The 18,800-nt window shown below is 43.1% G+C and carries 20 protein-coding genes and 1 tRNA gene; 13 read left to right on the top strand and 8 right to left on the bottom strand.

What is annotated here, in order from left to right; all coding sequences use genetic code 11:
- Positions 1-11: 11 nt before the first annotated feature.
- Positions 12-833 carry a maleylpyruvate isomerase N-terminal domain-containing protein gene (locus KA713_11445; protein UXE65112.1) on the top strand — a complete coding sequence of 274 codons (822 nt, stop codon included), beginning with the start codon at positions 12-14 and terminating at the stop codon, positions 831-833.
- Between the two features lie 46 nt (positions 834-879).
- A tRNA-Ala gene (locus tag KA713_11440) sits at positions 880-953 on the top strand.
- 55 nt (positions 954-1,008) lie between these two features.
- Here the strand turns inward: KA713_11440 and KA713_11435 are convergent.
- Together KA713_11435 and KA713_11430 are read right to left on the bottom strand one after the other, a co-directional pair.
- A complete protein-coding gene (locus tag KA713_11435) occupies positions 1,009-1,329 on the bottom strand; it encodes a 2Fe-2S iron-sulfur cluster binding domain-containing protein (GenBank protein UXE65111.1) in 321 nt (106 codons plus the stop codon).
- A gap of 57 nt (positions 1,330-1,386) precedes the next feature.
- On the bottom strand, positions 1,387-2,397 hold the full coding sequence (locus tag KA713_11430) for an NAD(P)/FAD-dependent oxidoreductase (GenBank protein ID UXE65110.1): 1,011 nt from the start codon (positions 2,395-2,397) through the stop codon (positions 1,387-1,389).
- A gap of 157 nt (positions 2,398-2,554) precedes the next feature.
- Between KA713_11430 and KA713_11425 the strand changes: the two genes are divergently transcribed.
- Both KA713_11425 and KA713_11420 read left to right on the top strand, forming a co-directional pair.
- Positions 2,555-2,977, top strand: a complete 423-nt coding sequence (locus KA713_11425) for a hypothetical protein (protein UXE65109.1) — start codon at positions 2,555-2,557, stop codon at positions 2,975-2,977.
- Between the two features lie 12 nt (positions 2,978-2,989).
- Positions 2,990-3,316, top strand: coding sequence for an iron-sulfur cluster assembly accessory protein (locus tag KA713_11420; protein ID UXE65108.1), 327 nt, complete (start codon positions 2,990-2,992; stop codon positions 3,314-3,316).
- On the opposite strand, the gene KA713_11415 is transcribed toward KA713_11420, so the two are convergent.
- Genes KA713_11415 through KA713_11405 form a run of 3 tightly spaced genes read right to left on the bottom strand, consistent with a single transcriptional unit; the run spans position 3,313 to position 5,922 of the window.
- The gene (locus KA713_11415; protein UXE65107.1) at positions 3,313-3,735 is read right to left on the bottom strand and encodes a RidA family protein; all 423 of its coding nucleotides are present in this window, start codon (positions 3,733-3,735) and stop codon (positions 3,313-3,315) included. The genes KA713_11420 and KA713_11415 overlap by 4 nt on opposite strands.
- Before the next feature lie 44 nt (positions 3,736-3,779).
- A complete protein-coding gene (locus KA713_11410) occupies positions 3,780-4,574 on the bottom strand; it encodes a DUF4198 domain-containing protein (GenBank protein UXE65106.1) in 795 nt (264 codons plus the stop codon).
- A 52-nt stretch (positions 4,575-4,626) separates the two neighbouring features.
- Positions 4,627-5,922 carry an aminopeptidase P family protein gene (locus tag KA713_11405; GenBank protein UXE65105.1) on the bottom strand — a complete coding sequence of 432 codons (1,296 nt, stop codon included), beginning with the start codon at positions 5,920-5,922 and terminating at the stop codon, positions 4,627-4,629.
- A gap of 87 nt (positions 5,923-6,009) precedes the next feature.
- Between KA713_11405 and KA713_11400 the strand changes: the two genes are divergently transcribed.
- The 9 genes from KA713_11400 to KA713_11360 all read left to right on the top strand — a co-directional run bounded on the left by KA713_11400 (position 6,010) and on the right by KA713_11360 (position 14,931).
- Positions 6,010-8,466 (top strand): phenylalanine--tRNA ligase subunit beta, encoded by a 2,457-nt coding sequence (locus KA713_11400; GenBank protein UXE65104.1) that lies wholly within the window; start codon positions 6,010-6,012, stop codon positions 8,464-8,466.
- A 59-nt stretch (positions 8,467-8,525) separates the two neighbouring features.
- On the top strand, positions 8,526-8,822 hold the full coding sequence (locus tag KA713_11395) for a hypothetical protein (protein UXE65103.1): 297 nt from the start codon (positions 8,526-8,528) through the stop codon (positions 8,820-8,822).
- Positions 8,823-8,836: 14 nt separating this feature from the next.
- The gene (locus KA713_11390) at positions 8,837-9,121 is read left to right on the top strand and encodes a cell division protein ZapA (protein ID UXE65102.1); all 285 of its coding nucleotides are present in this window, start codon (positions 8,837-8,839) and stop codon (positions 9,119-9,121) included.
- Between the two features lie 119 nt (positions 9,122-9,240).
- A complete protein-coding gene (rny, locus tag KA713_11385; protein ID UXE65101.1) occupies positions 9,241-10,812 on the top strand; it encodes a ribonuclease Y in 1,572 nt (523 codons plus the stop codon).
- Positions 10,813-10,897: 85 nt separating this feature from the next.
- Positions 10,898-11,695 carry an energy transducer TonB gene (locus KA713_11380; GenBank protein ID UXE65100.1) on the top strand — a complete coding sequence of 266 codons (798 nt, stop codon included), beginning with the start codon at positions 10,898-10,900 and terminating at the stop codon, positions 11,693-11,695.
- A 148-nt stretch (positions 11,696-11,843) separates the two neighbouring features.
- Entirely contained in the window at positions 11,844-12,365 is a 522-nt protein-coding gene (locus KA713_11375; protein UXE65099.1) for a GNAT family N-acetyltransferase, read from the top strand.
- A 127-nt stretch (positions 12,366-12,492) separates the two neighbouring features.
- Positions 12,493-13,620, top strand: coding sequence for an MFS transporter (locus KA713_11370; GenBank protein UXE65098.1), 1,128 nt, complete (start codon positions 12,493-12,495; stop codon positions 13,618-13,620).
- A gap of 12 nt (positions 13,621-13,632) precedes the next feature.
- Positions 13,633-13,914, top strand: coding sequence for an N-acetyltransferase (locus KA713_11365; GenBank protein UXE65097.1), 282 nt, complete (start codon positions 13,633-13,635; stop codon positions 13,912-13,914).
- A 9-nt stretch (positions 13,915-13,923) separates the two neighbouring features.
- Positions 13,924-14,931 (top strand): alpha/beta fold hydrolase, encoded by a 1,008-nt coding sequence (locus KA713_11360; GenBank protein UXE65096.1) that lies wholly within the window; start codon positions 13,924-13,926, stop codon positions 14,929-14,931.
- 35 nt (positions 14,932-14,966) lie between these two features.
- Here KA713_11360 and solA read toward each other — a convergent pair whose 3' ends face one another.
- The 3 genes from solA to KA713_11345 form a co-directional block, all read right to left on the bottom strand.
- Positions 14,967-16,130: an N-methyl-L-tryptophan oxidase gene (gene solA, locus KA713_11355; GenBank protein ID UXE65095.1), complete on the bottom strand. Its 1,164-nt coding sequence runs from the start codon at positions 16,128-16,130 to the stop codon at positions 14,967-14,969.
- A gap of 404 nt (positions 16,131-16,534) precedes the next feature.
- Positions 16,535-17,971: a Gfo/Idh/MocA family oxidoreductase gene (locus tag KA713_11350; GenBank protein UXE65094.1), complete on the bottom strand. Its 1,437-nt coding sequence runs from the start codon at positions 17,969-17,971 to the stop codon at positions 16,535-16,537.
- A gap of 166 nt (positions 17,972-18,137) precedes the next feature.
- Complete coding sequence (locus KA713_11345) at positions 18,138-18,794, bottom strand: gluconate 2-dehydrogenase subunit 3 family protein (protein ID UXE65093.1); 657 nt, start codon at positions 18,792-18,794, stop codon at positions 18,138-18,140.
- Positions 18,795-18,800 lie beyond the last annotated feature (6 nt).

Raw genomic sequence — 18,800 nt, 5'->3', positions numbered from 1 at the left:
TTCTTTGGAATATGGTCCCCATTGAAACAATTTATCTTTTTCCAACACTCGATGCGGCCTTGATTGATTTGCTACGATCGCTGAAACCCGAAGATTGGGCGAAGCCTACGCTGGCAAGGAGATGGTGTGTAAAAGATGTTGCAGCCCATTTGTGGGATGGCAACCTCCGCACACTTTCAATGTTGCGTGATGGCTACTTTGGCGAACATCTTGCTGATACATCTTTTCCAGGCATTGTAAGTTTTTTGAATGACTTAAACGAGAGTTGGGTAAAAGCCGCCAAACGTATTAGCCCCAAGGTGCTAATTGAGGAACTTGAGTCATCAGGAAAAGAATATTATGAGTACTTAAAACAACTTGACCCAATGGCTCCAGCGACTTTTTCGGTTGCATGGGCTGGTGAGGAAGTTTCAAAAAATTGGTTTCATATTGCCCGAGAATACACTGAGAAATGGCATCATCAAATGCAAATACGCGAAGCAGTGGGAGCAAATGGCCTTCTTTCATCAGAACTTTATCACCCGGTTTTGCAAACATTTATGATGGCATTGCCCCATGCGTATCAATCGGTGTGTGTTGAAGAAAATGATGTAGTACAAGTAAGCATTACTGGAGAGGGAGGAGGTAAATGGTCGATTCAATTTTTGCAACAACATTGGAGGCACTGTCCCCTTTCTGATTCACCCAAAGCTCAGATTGAAATTGGCGGCACCGATGCGTGGAAAATTTTTACAAAAGGAATCACCCCTGAAGAGGCATTGAAAGAAGTGAGCATATCAGGTGATAACGCCTTGGCTGCATACGCCCTAAAAATGGTGACGGTAATGGCCTAGTTCAATTTGGACGCATTGGATTTTAAAATATATTTGCACCTCAATTGGGGGATTAGCTCAGCTGGCTAGAGCGCTTCCATGGCATGGAAGAGGTCATCGGTTCGAATCCGATATTCTCCACAAAAAAATCCGCGTAAGTGGATTTTTTTGTTTTCCTCCCATCTCGGTGAAAGAATTATCTTGGTGCAAGCCGTAATGTAATTCCATCGATTTCTTCGGTAAGTCGAATCTGGCAACCCAACCGGCTATTATCTTTTACGTGAAAGGCTTGATCGAGCATGGCAAGCTCGGCATCGCTTTGCTCAGGCAACTCATGATCAGATTCTAAATACACTTGGCAGGAAGCGCACAAAGCCATTCCCCCACACGTTCCTTCCACAGGCAATTCGTATGATTTACAGATTTCCATGATGTTCATGTTCATGTCGGTGGGGGCATCCAGCGCATGGGTTTGACCTTCGCGGTCGATGATGTTCACTTTGATCATGTTCTCCATATTCTCTGATTAAAGGCAACAAGACTGCGACCTGAAGCTGGTGGCTTGAAGCCAAACTCAAAATCCGTTCACCCCATTTACAGTAGTGTACTTTAGCACGTTCTTTTTGTTTGGGTATATTTTTGTAAATGCCGATTGAACAGCAAGCGTACCCTCGTGAAATCCACACAAAATCAATTTCAATTTGCCCGGGTAGGTATTGATGTCGCCTACAGCGAAGATGCCTTTGCGATTGGTGGAGTAATCAAAGGTATTGACTTTCACTGCGTTCTTTTCAATTTCCAAGCCCCAATCAGCAATAGGGCCAAGACTTGGTGTTAAACCAAACAAAGGCACAAAGTGGTCAGTGGGTTTTTCAATATTGCCTAGTGTAGCGTGATTAATAGTTACCGATTCTACCTTGCCATTGCCCGTGATACCCACCACCTCCGCATCGGTAATCAATTTTATTTTTCCCTGATCGGCCATGTTCATTACTTTTTGTACCGAATCTAAATGACCACGGAAAGAAGTTCTTCTGTGAACCAAAGCCAGTTCGCTTGCAATGTTGTTCTCAACTAAATAAATCGACCAATCCAACGCAGAATCGCCACCGCCCGAAATCACTACTTTTTTTCCTTGATAAAATTTGGGATCGCGGATGATGTATTCCACTCCTTTGTCTTCGTATTCGGCCAAGTTTTCAATCGGTGGTTTCCGTGGTTCAAATACGCCCAATCCACCCGCAATAATCACCACCGGTGCTTTGTGTTGAGTGCCTTTGTTAGTGGTTACGATGAAATGATTTTCAGGGGTTTCCTCTAGACTGACAGCACTTTCACCTAACGTAAACTCTGGTTTAAACACTTCTATCTGTTTCATCAGATTGTCTACCAAATCGCCCGCATTTACGATAGGGAAACCAGGGATATCATAAATGGGCTTCTTGGGGTAGATTTCAGTTAATTGGCCGCCTGGCAAAGGCAAAGAGTCAATCAAATGACAACGGAGTTTTAGCAAACCTGCTTCAAAAACAGTGAACAACCCAACCGGGCCAGCACCTATGATGATAATATCTGTTTGGATCATAGTAAAAAGGAGCGCAAAAATAATCAAATAATACCGATGCTACATGTTAGCATCATTGGGCTCAAACTAGTCCCTTTTTAACCATTTTTGGGTCATTTGGTTTAGGATGCCTTACCTATTAATTTTACTGGTCAAACCATAAAGGTTTACCTACAAAATGCCCAAAATAGTAACTGAAACGACCAGCGATGCACACGTAGAGGCTGCTAAAGTGCAGCAGCAAATCAAAGACTATTTAGGTTTGCGCACCAGCGATTTGATTTTTGAGTTCAGTAACGTAGAAGGAAAGGCAAAACTGGACTTGATTACCATTAACCCGCGCCATAGCCAGTCATTCTTATTTCACTCTGAAACAGGTGCCGATAAAGTGGATGCTTTGCGTAAAATGTTGGCGTATGTGCAGAACTACAAGGAGAAAGAAAACTCTTACACGATCCAATGGGTAACCAAAAATGATAGCGAGTTGTATACTTCGTACTTTAGGGCGAGTAATATCTTAGAAGTACTCGAAAAATTATATTATGGCAGAGATAGGAACACAATTACTGTATTTAGTGTTGTATTGAATCCCGTATCTTAAAAAATTTGAATTATGATTAGTGTAACCGATAAAGCCAAAGAACGCATTACCCTCCTTCGTCAAGAAGAAAAACGTGGTGATAACGAAAACATTCGCGTTTCTGTAAAGGGCGGTGGCTGCTCTGGCCTGATGTACGATTTGGGTTTTGATGCCGAGATCAAACCAGTAGACCAAGTATTCGAAGACAAAGGAATCAAAATATTGGTGGATAAAAAGAGCCTTCTTTATCTGTTGGGAACCACGCTGGATTTTTCGGATGGGTTGAACGGCAAGGGTTTTCAATTCATTAATCCCAACGCATCTCGCACCTGCGGGTGTGGCGAAAGTTTTTCTGTTTAGCTCGGTTCAACGGTTGCAATGCATTTTAGTTCAATGGCAATCGGAGTTGGCAATGCATTCACTTCTACCGTGGTTCGGCATGGTTGGTTTTCTTTAAAGTACTCTGCGTAAATCTTATTGAAGGTTTTGAAGTCGCTTTTCATGTTGGTGAGAAAAACGGTTACGTCTACCAAGTTTTCCCAACGCGAGCCGGATGATTCCAATATCAGTTTTACATTATTGAAAACAGAATGGCACTGGGTTGCAATGTCATAAGCAATAATATTTCCTTGCGCATCTAACGTTACGCCCGGAATTTCTTTTGAGCCTCGTTGCCTTGGGCCTACACCGGATAGAAATAATAGACTACCCACTTTGCGCGCATGCGGGTATGCACCAACTGGTTCGGGAGCTTTATCAGAAGAGAAAGTATTGTCCATTTTTCAAAATATATTGCATTCAATTTGTGATTCTGTGGCTAACCTCACTCAACTTCAAAAACCAAACTGCTCCACATACTTTGGTAATCGGCTCCTTCTTTTTCTGAAGGTATCATTTTTACCATGCTCACCATCCAAGGGCCAGTGCTACTAAGTGGAAACTTTACTGTTCCATCTTTTTCGGTGTACATATTTTGCAAAAAAGTAGTGGTGTTGATTTTGTACCAAACCTTTACCATTTGTTCAATAAGTGGTTTGCCCTGGAAAAGGACTTTACATTCTAGGTAGTCACCAGATTTCAATGTGTAAGGATTTTGCAGCGGTATAATTTCTACGGGTGTCCCTAGCTGTTTTTTAAATGAATCTGTCTTTTTATTCCCTACTTGCACGAGCAGCTTCACAAAACGACCGTAAAATTCTTTGGCAGGTTTATCTAATGTATTATTTTTTGTTCGCAGTGCATGGATGTCTTCAAGGCCATCTTCTTTTAAATAATCGTTGAATTTAGCAGCATCCAATTCAATAAAGGCATAATTGCTTTGCATCGCAATTAGTTGAGTGCCTTCCTCCGTCATTTTCAAAGCCACCCGGTCACGACCGTCTGCTTTCACTAGTTTTTTTAAGTCGGTGATTTTGGTGCTGGTGTGCCAATCCAGCTTTTCTACTTTGTGTTTTTTTAAATCCCACTCTTCGCCATCAAAATTTTCGCCTACCTTAAAATTGAATTTCAATTCTTCGCCAATTGCCAATCGGTACTTTCTCGGCTGCAGCCAAAATTCATGCGCGGAGGCCAATACTGAGATTAAAGTTAACAGCAGAATCCATCTCAATCGTTTCATAAATTTATCATTACCTTCATTTTCAAATTACGGAATCAACAAGTTTTTCAAATTAGCTGTTCATCAACTCCTCAATCTCCTCCACCTCAATCGGAATGTTTTTCATCAAATCAAAATTTTCTTTTTCACCAATGACCACGTTGTTCTCCAGCCGGACGCCCACGTTTTCTTCCCGAATGTAAATGCCTGGTTCAATCGTCCAAACTTGTCCTACTTCTACTTTTGCATGCATGTTGCCAACATCGTGCACATCCAAACCGAGCATATGAGAGGTGCCGTGCATAAAGTATTTTAGCAGCAATGGTTTATCGGGGTCTTGTTTCTCCACTTCTTCTTTTTTCAGCAATTTCAAATCGATTAATTCGCGTTCCATTATTTTCTTTATCTCTTTGTGGTAATCGAAATACACTACACCCGGCCTCAATAGTTGCATGGCCGTCCTTTGCACTCGCAGTACTGCGTTGTAAACTTCTTTTTGTCGAGTTGTAAATTTTCCGTTTACTGGAATAGTACGAGTCATATCAGCATTGTAGTTCGCATAGGCAGCCCCTACATCCAATAATAAAACGTCACCCTCTTTGCAAACTTGGTCATTTTCAATGTAGTGCAACACACACGAGTTGCTGCCCGCTGCGATGATAGGTGTATAAGCAAAACCCGTGGAACCTTTCCGCGTGAATTCATGAATAAACTCGGCCTCGATTTCGTATTCTTTCACTCCAGGTTTTACAAATTTCAATACGCGCCTAAAAGCTGTTTCAGTAATGTTGCAAGCCTCTTGCATCAAAGCAATTTCTTCTTGCGATTTTACACTGCGCAATTTGCTGATGATCGGTGCGATGCGTTGGTAGTTGTGGAGCGGATAACTTGCCTTGCACCATTCAATAAAACGTGCATCGCGCGTCTGCACAGTGATTTCGGCACGGTAATGTTCATTTGTGTTTAGGTATACATTTTCCACATTACCCATGGTCATCAGGTGGCGAAATACGCGCGGGAATTCACTTAACCATAAGATCGTTTCAATGCCTGTTCGATGTTTGGCTTCTTCTTTGGTGAGTTTGTGCCCTTCCCAAATGGCAATATGTTCACTGGTTTCTTTCAGGAACAGAATCTCCCGCCATTTTTCATCGGGAAAATTAGGGCACAAAATTAAAATTGATTCTTCTTGGTCAACGCCTGTCAAATAAAACAAATCGTTGTTTTGCCGGAAGGCCAGTGAGCCATCTGCATTGGTAGGCATCGTGTCGTTGGCATTGAAGAGAACAAGCGAATTTGATTTTAGCTCTGGTATTAATCTTTTGCGGTTGTTAATAAATAATTGAGGACTGATGGATTGGTAGCGCATACCTTCAAAATTAAGAACTCCTATCAAAAATCTATGTTTTCCAACATAATTTAAACCACTACATTTGAGGTTTGATTTTACGCAAAAATGAAAATCTCATACAATTGGCTTACCCAATACATCGATATTCCCGAAACGGCTGAGGAAATTGGTAAAGTACTTACCGATACGGGCCTGGAAGTAGAAAGTGTAGAACCGTTTGAGACCGTAAAAGGCGGACTGAAGGGTTTGGTAATTGGCGAAGTAATTACTTGCTCAAAGCACCCAAACGCAGACAAGCTCTCCATCACAAAAGTTAACATTGGAGGCTTGACGAATTTGCAAATCGTTTGTGGCGCACCCAATGTGGCAGCCGGACAAAAAGTTGTGGTGGCTCCAGTAGGCACCACGGTTCATCCTACCAAAGGCGAGCCCTTTTTAATTAAAAGTGCTAAAATCCGTGGCGAGCAATCGGAAGGAATGATTTGTGCCGAAGATGAAATTGGCTTGGGCGAAAGCCATGCGGGCATTATAGTGCTCAACACTACCGTGGCCAACGGAACTCTTGCTACGGAATATTTCAACGTGAAATCTGACTATGTATTGGAAATTGGCCTCACACCCAATCGTGCCGATGCTGCCTCGCATGTTGGCGTTGCGCGCGACATCAAAGCCGCGAAAAAAAGAGACTTGAAATTGCCATCGGTAGAAAATTTCAAAGTTGAGAATACCAACCTGACCATTCCGGTAACGGTGGAAGAAAAAGAAATGTGCCCACGCTTTTCGGGTGTCACTATTTCAAATGTGCAAGTAAAAGAATCACCCGATTGGCTCCAGAGCCGATTGAAGTCGATTGGATTGACGCCCATCAACAATGTGGTGGACATCACCAATTTTGTTTGTCATGAGTTGGGTCAACCGCTGCATGCCTATGACGTGGCCGAGATAACCGGGAAAAAAATAATGGTGAAGACGCTTCCTGCAGGAACGAAATTCAAAACGCTGGATGGAAAAGAAAGAACCTTGTCGGCCACCGATTTGATGGTGTGTGATGGGGAAGGGCAAGGCATGTGCATTGCAGGTATTTTTGGTGGCATCAATTCTGGCATTACTGAAAAAACCACTGACGTATTTTTGGAAGGCGCTTATTGGCAACCAAGTTCCATTCGCAAAACAGGCATGTTCCATGGATTGAAAACCGATGCTTCATTTCGGTTTGAGCGTGGCACCGACCCGAATGGAACCGTATATGCCGTGAAGCGTGCCGCGATGTTGATTAAAGAATTAGCAGGTGGTCAGATCGCTTCGGAGGTGGTCGATATTTACCCAACGAAAATCGAAAACAAAACCATTGAAGTAAAAGACAAAAACATCAATCGGTTGATTGGCAAAACGCTTTCGCGCGAGGAGGTATTTTCTATTCTCGAAAGTTTGGACATATCAGTAATCGATAAGAAAGAAGATCGCCTGCCTGCCGGACAGGCAGGATTTACCGTTTCGGTTCCGCCTTATCGGGTAGATGTATTGCAAGAAGCGGATGTAGTAGAAGAAGTGCTGCGCATTTACGGCTTTAATAAAATTGAGTTGACGGAGATTGCCGGCACTGATTTTTTTGCCAGTTTCCCTGAAAAGGATATCAATAAATTTAAAAAATCGATTGGCGAATTGTTGGTGGGCAATGGGTTTTACGAAATCTTGACCAACTCACTCACCAATTTAGCCTATCAACAAAAACATCAATTGACTTTTGGGGGTGAGCCAATTGAAATGCTCAACAAGCTAAGCGAAGAGCAAGGCATTTTGCGGCAAACGATGTTGTTTACCGGATTGGAAGTATTGGCACACAATATTAATCGCAAGCAAAAAGATTTAAAGTTGTTTGAGTTTGGAAAAGTGTATTGGAAGAATTCATCTGCACCCAGCAAAGAAGGAAAATACCAAGAGGAAGAGCGACTGGCTGTTTACCTTACAGGAAACCAGGAGACCGAAAGCTGGCAGCGCAAAACACAATCGATAACCTATTTTGATATTGCCCAGCACGTGGCGCATATACTCAAAAAATCAAATATCGAAAACGTGAAGCAAGAGTATTTGAGAGATCCTTTGTTTGATTATGGAGTAAAGATTTTGAAGGGCAATAAAGAAATTGGGAAGGTGGGCAAGGTAAAAACCGCGTTGGCAAAAGATTTTGGCGTCAAGCAAGAAATTTTTTATGCTGATTTGTCAACCCATTTGCTTTTCAATTCAGCAAACCCTAAGTTCGTTGTGGCAGAAGTACCCAAGTTCCCCGAAGTAAGGCGCGATTTGTCGTTGGTATTGGATAAGCAGGTTACTTTCGCAGAAATAAAGCAGTTGGTTTTGGAGACGGAGAAGCGATTGATAAAAGACATCATCGCGTTTGATGTGTACGAGGGCGACAAAATCCCGCAAGGAAAAAAAGCATACGCACTGGGCTTTACGTTGTTGGATGAAACCAAAACCTTGACGGACGAGGAGATTGAAAAGACGATGACCAGCTTGATGAGTGCTTTTGAAGGAAAGATGGGGGCGGTTATCCGAAAATAGGAGTCAGAATTTAGGAGTAAGAATATAGAATTTGCTGATAGAACTTTGAACCACCCCGCATGGACCAAGAAGCATTAAAAACCAACCTCAACGGCCTAGAACGCAAGATTTTGGTTTTGCTGAATGAGCACAAGGCCACCAAAGACGAGGTAAAGCGACTCAAATTAGAGAACTATGAGCTGAAAACAGACCTGAGCAGGCGCGATGATCAGCTCCATAATTTTAAAAATCAGATTAAAATCACTAAAATTGTAGACCATATAAACCCGGAAGACGGAAGTGTTTCGGAGTTGAAAAGAAAAGTGGACGAGTATATCCGAGAAATCGATAAGTGCATAGCTCACTTGAGCAGATAACCCGGTAAAAGTTGATGGACGAACTATCCGTAAAGATAAAAATTGCTGACCGCGAATACCCCATGAAGGTAAAGCGCCAAGAAGAAGAAAAGGTGCGTGCGGCCGGCAAGCTCATCAACGAAAAAATAAAGCGTTACCGCGAGCAATTTGGTATTGACGACAAACAAGACCTTCTCGCCATGGTGGCCTTCGACTGTTTAGTAGATAAACTCGCAGAAGAAGAAAGCCTACAAGAAATTGATGAAACGGTGGCCGAGAAGGTCAACCACTTAAATCAGTTGGTTTCGCAAGCACTCTAAATCCATCGTCCTTTTTTCTCCATTCTTTTTCGCTTCGTTGTGTAGCAATGATTGCCTTGGCAACGGTTGCTGCCCAATTCTCGCAGTTGAGCGGGTGTTAACCATAAATTTTTTCACCCATGGAAGCACAAATAACAATTATAGCCCTTATCGCCCTAGTGGCTACCGTATTGTTGAGCATGTTACTCGGCTCGTTTTTATACAAAAGAAGGATCAAAAAGAACGAACAATCGGCCAACGAAAAAGCAAAGCTGATTCTTAAAGAGGCCGAGTTGCAGGCCGAGAACTTGAAGAAAGACAAGATTATTGAGGCCAAAGACAAACTCTTTAAAATGAAACAAGAGTTTGAAGAAGAAGCCAACCGCAAGAAAAACCAAATCATCGCCAACGAGCAAAAAATAAAGCAACGCGAAGCCCAGCTTTCCAAAGAACTCGAAACCTTGAAGCGTAAAGAAGGCGAAGTGGACGAAGAGCGCCAAAGCTTGGCACGCCAGCATGAATTGGTGAAGAGCCGAAAAGAAGAACTGGATAAATTCAATACGCAGAAAGTGGCCATCTTAGAAGGTATCAGCAAATTAACTGCTGACCAAGCCCGCGATCAGTTGATTGAATCATTAAAGGAAGAAGCGCAAACCAAGGCCAGCTCATACATCAAAGACATTATGGAGCAGGCCAAGCTCACGGCTACCAAAGATGCCAAAAAGATTGTGGTGGAAACTATTCAGCGAACGGCCACTGAGCATGCTGTAGAAAACTGCGTTTCGATTTTCAATATTGAAAGTGACGATATCAAAGGAAAAATCATTGGAAGGGAAGGGAGGAACATCCGCACGTTAGAGGCGGCAACAGGAGTTGAATTTATTGTGGATGATACGCCTGAGGCCATTATCATTTCGGGCTTTGACCCCGTGCGCAGAGAGATTGCACGACTATCGTTGCACCGCTTGGTGCAGGACGGACGCATACACCCGGCCCGTATTGAAGAAATTGTAGCCAAGACTACGAAGAACATCGAAGACGAAGTAGTAGAGATTGGCGAGCGCACCGTCATTGACTTGGGCATTCACGGTCTTGCGCCTGAACTGATTAAAATGGTGGGCCGCATGCGTTATCGTTCATCGTATGGACAAAATTTGTTACAACACTCGCGTGAAGTAGCCAACCTGTGTGCGATTATGGCTGCCGAGCTTGGCCTGAACGTAAAGCAAGCAAAGCGCGCAGGGTTGCTACATGATATTGGTAAAGTGTGGCCAGAAGAATTAGAGAAGCCACACGCCATTGTGGGTATGGAGTTGGCTCAGAAGTACAAAGAGCATCCGATTATTTGCAATGCCATTGGTGCCCACCACGATGAGATTGAAATGACCAGCATTATTTCGCCCATTGTGCAAGCATGCGATGCCATTTCAGGTGCGCGCCCTGGTGCAAGACGCGAGGTGATGGAGCAATACATCAAGCGCTTAAAGGAATTGGAACAAGTGGGTTTGAGCTTTGAGGGTGTAGAAAAGTGCTATGCCATTCAGGCCGGCCGCGAGTTACGCGTGATGGTAGATGCCGAAAAAGCAACGGACGAGCGCGCAGCCCAATTGAGCTTTGACATTTCTCAAAAAATTGAAAAAGACATGCAGTATCCTGGGCAGATAAAAGTGACGGTGATTCGGGAGATGAGAAGTGTGGCGTATGCGAAGTAGATTTCTGAAATAAAATACAGCATTAGCAATAAAAATATGTGACTTTATATGTTTGATGGGATTTTAAAATAAAATTACCACCTTCATGATAAATCCAAAAGTTACCTTCAATTGCCCAATGAAATGGGAAACCATGAAGGTAGGTCTTATATCTAGACATTGCGAAAATTGCCAAAGAGACGTTCAAGATTTCACATTGATGGCCAAAGATGAAGTTATCCAATTCTTATTGGCACATAGAAATTCTAAGGTATGTGGGCGAATCAAGAAGTCTCAGCTGGACTACAAGTATAATGAGATGCTTGTGGTAATCAATGCATATATTGAGAAGAACAAGAACTCAAATTTTGCATTTTATCTATTGACAATTGGTACGTTAATGCTAACAAGTTGCTCTTATGATGACCACAGACTAACAAAACTTGATTCAGCAATTCATCTGACTAAAGAAACTTCGGCTACAAAAATAGATGTTAAATGTAGTAATGATACTCTTGGCATCGAAGATATAATTCTCGGTGACATTATGATAGACTACCGATCTGATTCAACCCAACAATCAGATGGTATTAGAATTTTTGCAGAGGTAATGCCCGAATTCGTTGGAGGTATTGGAGCTTTGATGAAATATATAAACGAAAGCATTAAATACCCAGATTTTGAAAAGAATAACAAAATTGAAGGAAGAGTATTTGTTTCTTTCACCATTGATATTGATGGAAGCATTATCAATCCTAAAATTGTTAGATCTGTCCGAGAATCAAAAAATTTTGATATTGAGGTATTAAGAGTGATTAGTTCGATGCCCAAATGGATACCAGGAAAGGAGCAAGGTGAACCAGTAGCCGTACAATTTACTTTACCAATAATGTTTAAATTATAGGATTATGATTTCATCCACAAGGAATTACTCACGTAAAAGTTTAATTGAGAAAGCTCTAGAAATTGGCGAAAAAAGTGGATTTGTAGAAAACTTCAATCGAAATAAATTCTTAAAGGATCTCAACAACAAGTATCTTTCAAAGTGACTAATGTCCTACCTCCTCAACAACCACCAATCCCCTCGCCTCCTCTTTCGCAAAATCTCCTTAATCGATTTTGATTCGTGGCTACCTTTCTTTGAAGACCCCGAAACTTCCAAGCATTGGGTAGAAGAAAAAGAATCTCCAACAATAGCTTGCGAGAAGTGGTATGCCCGCCAGCACGAGCGTTATCAAATTAATTTAGGCGGCATGAATGCGTTGATTGAAAAATCTAATGGGTTATTGGTAGGCCACGCGGGGCTATTGGTACAATCGGTAGATAACATTCAAGAATTGGAAATTGGTTATTCATTGCTGCCAAAGTTTTGGGGCAAGGGCTATGCCATAGAGGCCGCCCAAAAATGCAAGGACCATGCCTTTGAAAATAATCTGGCTACCTCGCTTATTTCCATCATCAGTCTTTCCAATTTGCCATCACAAAAAGTGGCGATTAAGAACGGGATGACCATCGATAAGCAAACAATGTACAAAGGCAATGAGGTGTACATTTTCCGGGTCAACAAAGTTTAGGTAAGTAACCCACTTGGCTTTTCACAATAAAAACGAACTCTGCAATCGATTCCGTAAATTATTTTGTCAAAATCATCCCATCGTAGTTGGTTAACACCTTACTTCACACGACCATATCCATTCTTCCGTGCATCCCTCTCGCATTGCCGTCAAGCTTATCTTCTTCATCAATGGATTTATTCATGCTAACATGGCTTCTCGCTTTCCGCGCATGCAAGAAATATTTTCCATCAATGACGGTACGCTTGGTTTTGTCTTGCTTTCCTCTTCGGTTGGCGCGTTGCTTGCCATGCCTTTCACGGGTTGGCTCATCATCCGCAATGGCAGCAGGCGCATCACCATCTTCTCCGTATTCTTGTATTGCATTTTTGTGCCACTCATTCCCGTTGCGCCCAACCTGACTGCCCTGGTAGTTTTGTTTTTTATTATGGGACTAACAGCAGGCATGCTCGATGTTTCCATGAACTCGCAAGCGGTAATGGTGGAGCAAAACCAAGGAAAGCCCATCATGACATCCTTCCACGCTATTTTTAGTATTGGAATGGTGGCGGGCGCTAGTTGTGGTTCCTTGTTTATAAAACTAGAGACAACGTTGTTTGTTCACTTAAGTATTATTGTTACACTAAGTGTGATGGGTGCCGCATGGGCGCGTTACCATCTTATTCACGATAAACCAAAAGAGAAAGAAGTAGATGGCCCCGCCTTTCGTTTGCCCAATGCGGCCATGGTCAGTATTGGTGTGATTGCTTTTTGTTGCATGTTGGGCGAAGGTGCCATGGCCGATTGGAGCACCAACTATATGAAAAACATTGCAATCTCGGGCGACTCCTTGGCTCCGATTGGTTTGTCTGCTTTTGCGTTGGCGATGACGCTCGGTCGGTTTTTTGGCGACAGTGCGCGCCTCAAGTTTGGCGATCGAAAATTGATGGTTATTTGCGGCCTCATTTCCATTGCGGGCATTGCGTTGATGCTTTCATTCAATAATCCCTACTCCGTTATTTTCGGTTTGTTCATTATCGGCATTGGTCTTTCTTCTATTGTGCCTATTGCCTATAGCATTGCAGGCAATACCAAAGATTTGCCACCGGGAGTTGGCCTCGCCATGGTTACCACAGTTGGCTATTCTGGTTTTTTGTTTGGGCCGCCCATCATTGGACTGCTTGCCAATTGGCAAACATTGCGAATTGCTTTATTGTTTGTGGCCATTCTGTTTGTGGTGATGACTTATTTGAGCACGCGATATCAGGCGAAGTAACTATTTTTGAGAATGGAAATAAAACAAGTTGAGACCAACTCCAAAGGTTCGTTTTTTATAGAAGAGAACAACGAACCATTGGCGGAGATGACGTATTCCAAAGCGGGAGATAAGCTCATCATCATTGACCATACCGATGTGTCGGATAAACTGCGCGGCCAAGGCGCGGGCAAACAATTGGTGATGAAAGCCGTGGAATATGCGCGTGCCAAAGGAATTAAAATTTTACCACTCTGTCCGTTTGCACGTTCGGTGTTTGACAAAACACCCGAAATTGCCGATGTGCTTTCGTAGTTTTGGACTATGCCCTTCCTCCAACATTCGTCCTATCAAAAACCATTTTATCTTTTCAATGGCCATTGGGAAACCATTGTGCCTAGTGCGTTCAGAAAAATAAAAGGTGTAACCTATCAGCGCGAGCGGTTGGAGCTGAACGATGGTGATTTTTTGGATTTGGATTGGTTGAAAAGCAAAAGTGATAAACTTGTCATCATTTCGCATGGATTGGAAGGCAATAGCGAGCGGCACTATGCTAAGGGTATGGCGAAGTATTTTTTTCAACAGGGTTGGGATGCACTTGCGTGGAATTGCCGGGGATGCAGTGGTGAGATGAATCGGTTGCCTCGATTTTATCATCATGGTGCTACCGAAGATTTAAATGCAGTTATCGATCATGCCATTCGATTGGGTGGATACACCACGGTTTCGTTGGTTGGCATTAGCATGGGCGGCAGCATGACGCTGAAATATTTGGGCGAGAATGCAACTAACCTACATCCATCCATAAAAAAAGCTGCAACTTTTTCGGTGCCGTGCGATTTGGGTTCGAGTGCTGCTGAACTCGATAAGCCGAACAAAAAATTCTATTTACAACGTTTCTTAAAAAAACTTAGCAAAAAGATTGAAGCAAAATCAAAGGTCTATCCTCAAAAGGTAAGCCATGCGGGATTTGATGAAATCAAAAGTTTCCGGCAGTTCGATGATCGTTACACGGCACCGCTGCATGGTTTTGCGGATGCCCAAGATTTTTACACGCGTACTTCCGCACTTAATTTCATTCCTTTAATATCTATACCGGTGTTGATTGCAAACGCATTTAACGACCCCTTTCTGCCCGATGCATGCTACCCCTACGAGATGGTTAGAAATCACCCTTTTGTATACTTAGAAACGCCCGCACACGGAGGCCACACAGGGTTTTCATTAGCCGGAAAAGAAGAAAATTGGATGGAGGTGAGGGCGTTTGAGTTTATTTCTGTGGGTTCATCGCCTAACTGGTGGCTGCAAACAAAAGGCTTTTCGCCTTCATGACTTCAACCTTAGATCGTATAAGTGAAATGTTGCACTCATGAATTGTTCTTTTTAAATCGGTTCATGCGTAAAAAATCGATGGGCTGCTTTGTTCTTCCTTCCAGCGAAAGCTCACTTAAAACTTCGCCCACCACCGAAGCAAATTTAAATCCGTGTCCGCTAAAGCCCGCTGCAACAGTAACTTGGTTGTTGTATTCAGGCAATTGGTCGATGATGAAATGCTCATCGGGAGAATAAGTGTACAGACAGGTTTTTACACTTAGCACATTACCGATGGCAGAGGGTAGATATTTTTGCACGGTTGTTAATAATTGATTCACTTCCGTCTCAGTATCTAAGCGATTTACATGATCGGGGTTGGAGGGAAGTCCAGGATGATGGTAGGCAACCTTTAATCCCAAAGGTCCTCCCAATTTGCTGGCAGGCACAATAGGAAAACCATAAATCGAACCGGGCATGTTCTCATCGGCAATCAACCAACACGGAAAGTTTCCCAACGTGAAATCTTGCCACCTCTTCGGCTGTAGCCAAACAATTACTTGTCGGGTTACTTTTAAATGTGATGATAAGTTAGGAATGAGCTGTCCATTCCATGCACCTCCACAAATGATTAATTTCTTGCCAACGTATTTTTCCTTATCCGTGAAAACGTGAATTTCATCACCCACTTTTTTCCATTCTTTTACGCGCTGACGGGTAAGTAATGTTGCACCTTGCTGAATGGCTTGTTCTGCAAACAGCGAGAGGGCTCGTTCGGGAATAAGAAAACCTGCTTCGGGTTCTAGCCATTGCTCGTAGTAATGAGGGACTTGAAACGTAGAGTGCTTTTGTTCCGGATGATGAAGAATATCAATTAACGGAATGTGATGAAGTTGCGCAGCAAGTTTCGTCCCTTTGATCAATTCATTTTGCGAAGCACCCGCATAATACAAACCTGTTTGATAATACAGTTGAACGTCTGTTTCTTTTTCCAATGCTTGCCAGTTGTGATAGGCTTGGTGCAAGAGTGGTACATAGTCGGGATGCTCAAAATATGCTTTGCGGACAATGCGGCTTTGCCCTGCATGCGAGCCTTGGTCGTGTGGAATTTCAAATTGCTCAATGCCCAAAACAGAAACGCCTTGCTTGCTTAGGTAATAACAAGCGGCCGCGCCCATGGTGCCCACTCCGAGTACGATTACATCATATTTGGTTTTCATTATGGATTCTAAATTATTGCTTCGTTCGGTAATTGGTTTCTCATAGGAATTCAGGTTGCACTATTTGCATTCTGCGCAATTCTCTTTTTTTTATTGGAAGAAGCGTTTGTGGACTTGCCATCGATTTCCCTTCACATATTAAACCCCTTGAATGTGTTGGGCGCTGGATTGATTTTGCTTTAGTAAAGAAGTCACTTCGGTGGAAGAACAAATAACTGTTCGATGCCCTAACCCTATCGACCAACCAAATGGACTCCATCATCCGCAAAATCCGTGAACTGCTTTATGATGGAAACAACTTAACCCGCGAAGACATCCAGAATATTGTGAACCGAAACGTTGAAAAAAAACAAGCCTATCAATCGGGTAAAACAATCCGTTGACATTATCACCATGAAACTCTTTTACAAGCTCCACCCACTTCTATATTCACTTTTTACAAAGGCGTTGGCTTCATCAAAGTTGGTAATCTTCATATTCTTTGCATCCCACAAAAGTTTTTTACGACCAGGGAAAGTATAGCCCTTTCCATCGGCATTCATCTTACGCTGATTATAACTGCGGATGGCGAGGTTACCCATCAATATGGCTTCGGTAAGCGGGCCAGCATAATCGAAGGCAGAGCTCAATTCCATTTGGCCATAACCCTTCAAGCAGGCATCTACCCATTGCGTGTAGTGCCCGGCTTCATTGCCCGGTACGCGCGGTAATTTCGCCTTTGGCATGGTCACCTCAGTCATTCGCTTGGTGGGGAGCAGTGTAGGCTTTAGTCCGTAACAGCCAGCCATTAATTTGCCTTTTGTTCCTTCTAAAATAATGCCATTGCTTCCATCTCCCATTGGTTCGTTGGGCAATAACTCTTCGGGTCGCTCGGGCAGCAGACCACCATCAAGCCAGGTTAATTTGATATCACCTTTGCCCTCCCTTTTAGGAAACTTAAAATGGATGATAGACGAAGAAGGGGCGCAGTCTGAATAGTTGGCTTCTTTAAAAATTCCCTCCCAATTGGTAGTGGCGCTGCACTCTACCTCATTGGCGAAATCAACAGGTAAAATCCTGAAAAATGGATCTAACACGTGGCAAGCCATATCGCCTAATGCGCCTGTTCCAAATTGCCACCAACCGCGCCAATTAAAGGGTACATAAGCTGGATTGAAATCAATAAATTTTGAAGGGCCGAGCCATAAATCCCAATCCAGTTCTTTCGGCACTTCATGCTTGCCACTGGGAGTGGGGATGCCTTGTGGCCATACTGGTCGATTGGTCCACGCAACAGCGCTTTTCACTTTTCCAATTAATCCGGCATCGACCATCTCTTTCATTTTGCGCACATCTTCATGAGAAGAAAACTGATTTCCCATTTGAGTGACTACTTTATTTTTTCTAGCCGCTTCAGATAGCATGCGCGCTTCATAGATGGTATGCGTCAGTGGTTTTTGTACGTACACATGTTTGCCACGATTGATGGCCGCCATGGTAGCCACTGCGTGCGTGTGGTCGGGTGTGGATATGGATACGGCATCGATGCCTTTTTCTTTGTCGAGCATCTCGCGAAAATCGCGGTAATATTTTGCCTCGGGAAATTTCTCACGGGCTTTTACGGCCATGCGATCGTCCACATCACAAAGAAGGGCAATTTTTGCTTTTGGGTTGGCCGCAAAACCGGTTAAGTCTGAATACCCTTTGCCGCCAGCTCCAATGCCAGCTATGTACAGCGTATCGCTGGGAGCTACAAAACCATTACCACCCAATACGTGACGTGGCAATATGGTAAAGGCTGCACCTGCTAGGCCTAACGACTTTAAGAATGCCCTGCGACTTTGTGAAGATGAGTTGCTCATAATTAAAGGATTTACGAATTACAATTTTAGATTTACAATTTTGACTCTGAACTTTAACGTCTGACATTCTAGGAAGTAGGAGATAGTAGTTGTAAGACTTAAAATCAAGTAACACTTACCAACCACTAATTCCCAATTTCCCCTTAAACCCTAAGCCCCAAATTACCTAACTAAACTTCACACTCTCCGCTAACGTCCGTTCATCGTACTTCAACCCGTATTGATCCAGTACCTCTTGCGGAACGCCATCCCACTGATTGGGCTTATTACCTACATAGCCCATATCAGCCAATCCGATTTTGCTCGTGTAAAATCCGGTAGCCGTTAAATCACGAAGTAAATTGAAGAAGGCCACGCCTTGCGTCATGTCAGGTTTTGCTTTTTCAGGGAAGGCGATCTCATCTACCATTTCTATTTGTTGAGTTGGTGTGCAATCACTAAATGCTTTTGTGTAAAGCTTCATGCACTGAATGTCCAACCACTTCAAACCACCACGCATGGGGGTCTGATGTCGCGGCATGTCTTTCACGATGAACTCGATGAAGTCAGGAACACCTGCTTCGGTGGCACTACCCGAAACATCATCTTTTGGGATGATGATGGCCACCAAAATGGTAATGGTTTTCATCTCATGCTCGTCAAAGAATTTCTCTGCCGAGATTTTTTTGAAGTGCGAGATCTCATCTGGTTGTCGATCAAAACCACCTGTGACTTTACTCAAATCTGGTGCTTCCTCCTTTTTGGGTGTATCGCACGATTGCAGCAACACACCCGTTGAAAGCGTGCCAACTGCGAGGGTTTTTAAATATTTTCTTCTGTCCATATTTTT

Origin of the sequence: Chryseotalea sp. WA131a (assembly GCA_025370075.1) — a bacterium.
In the GTDB taxonomy this organism is placed as follows: Bacteria; Bacteroidota; Bacteroidia; order Cytophagales; family Cyclobacteriaceae; genus ELB16-189.
This window is presented reverse-complemented; position numbering and strand designations above follow the sequence as displayed.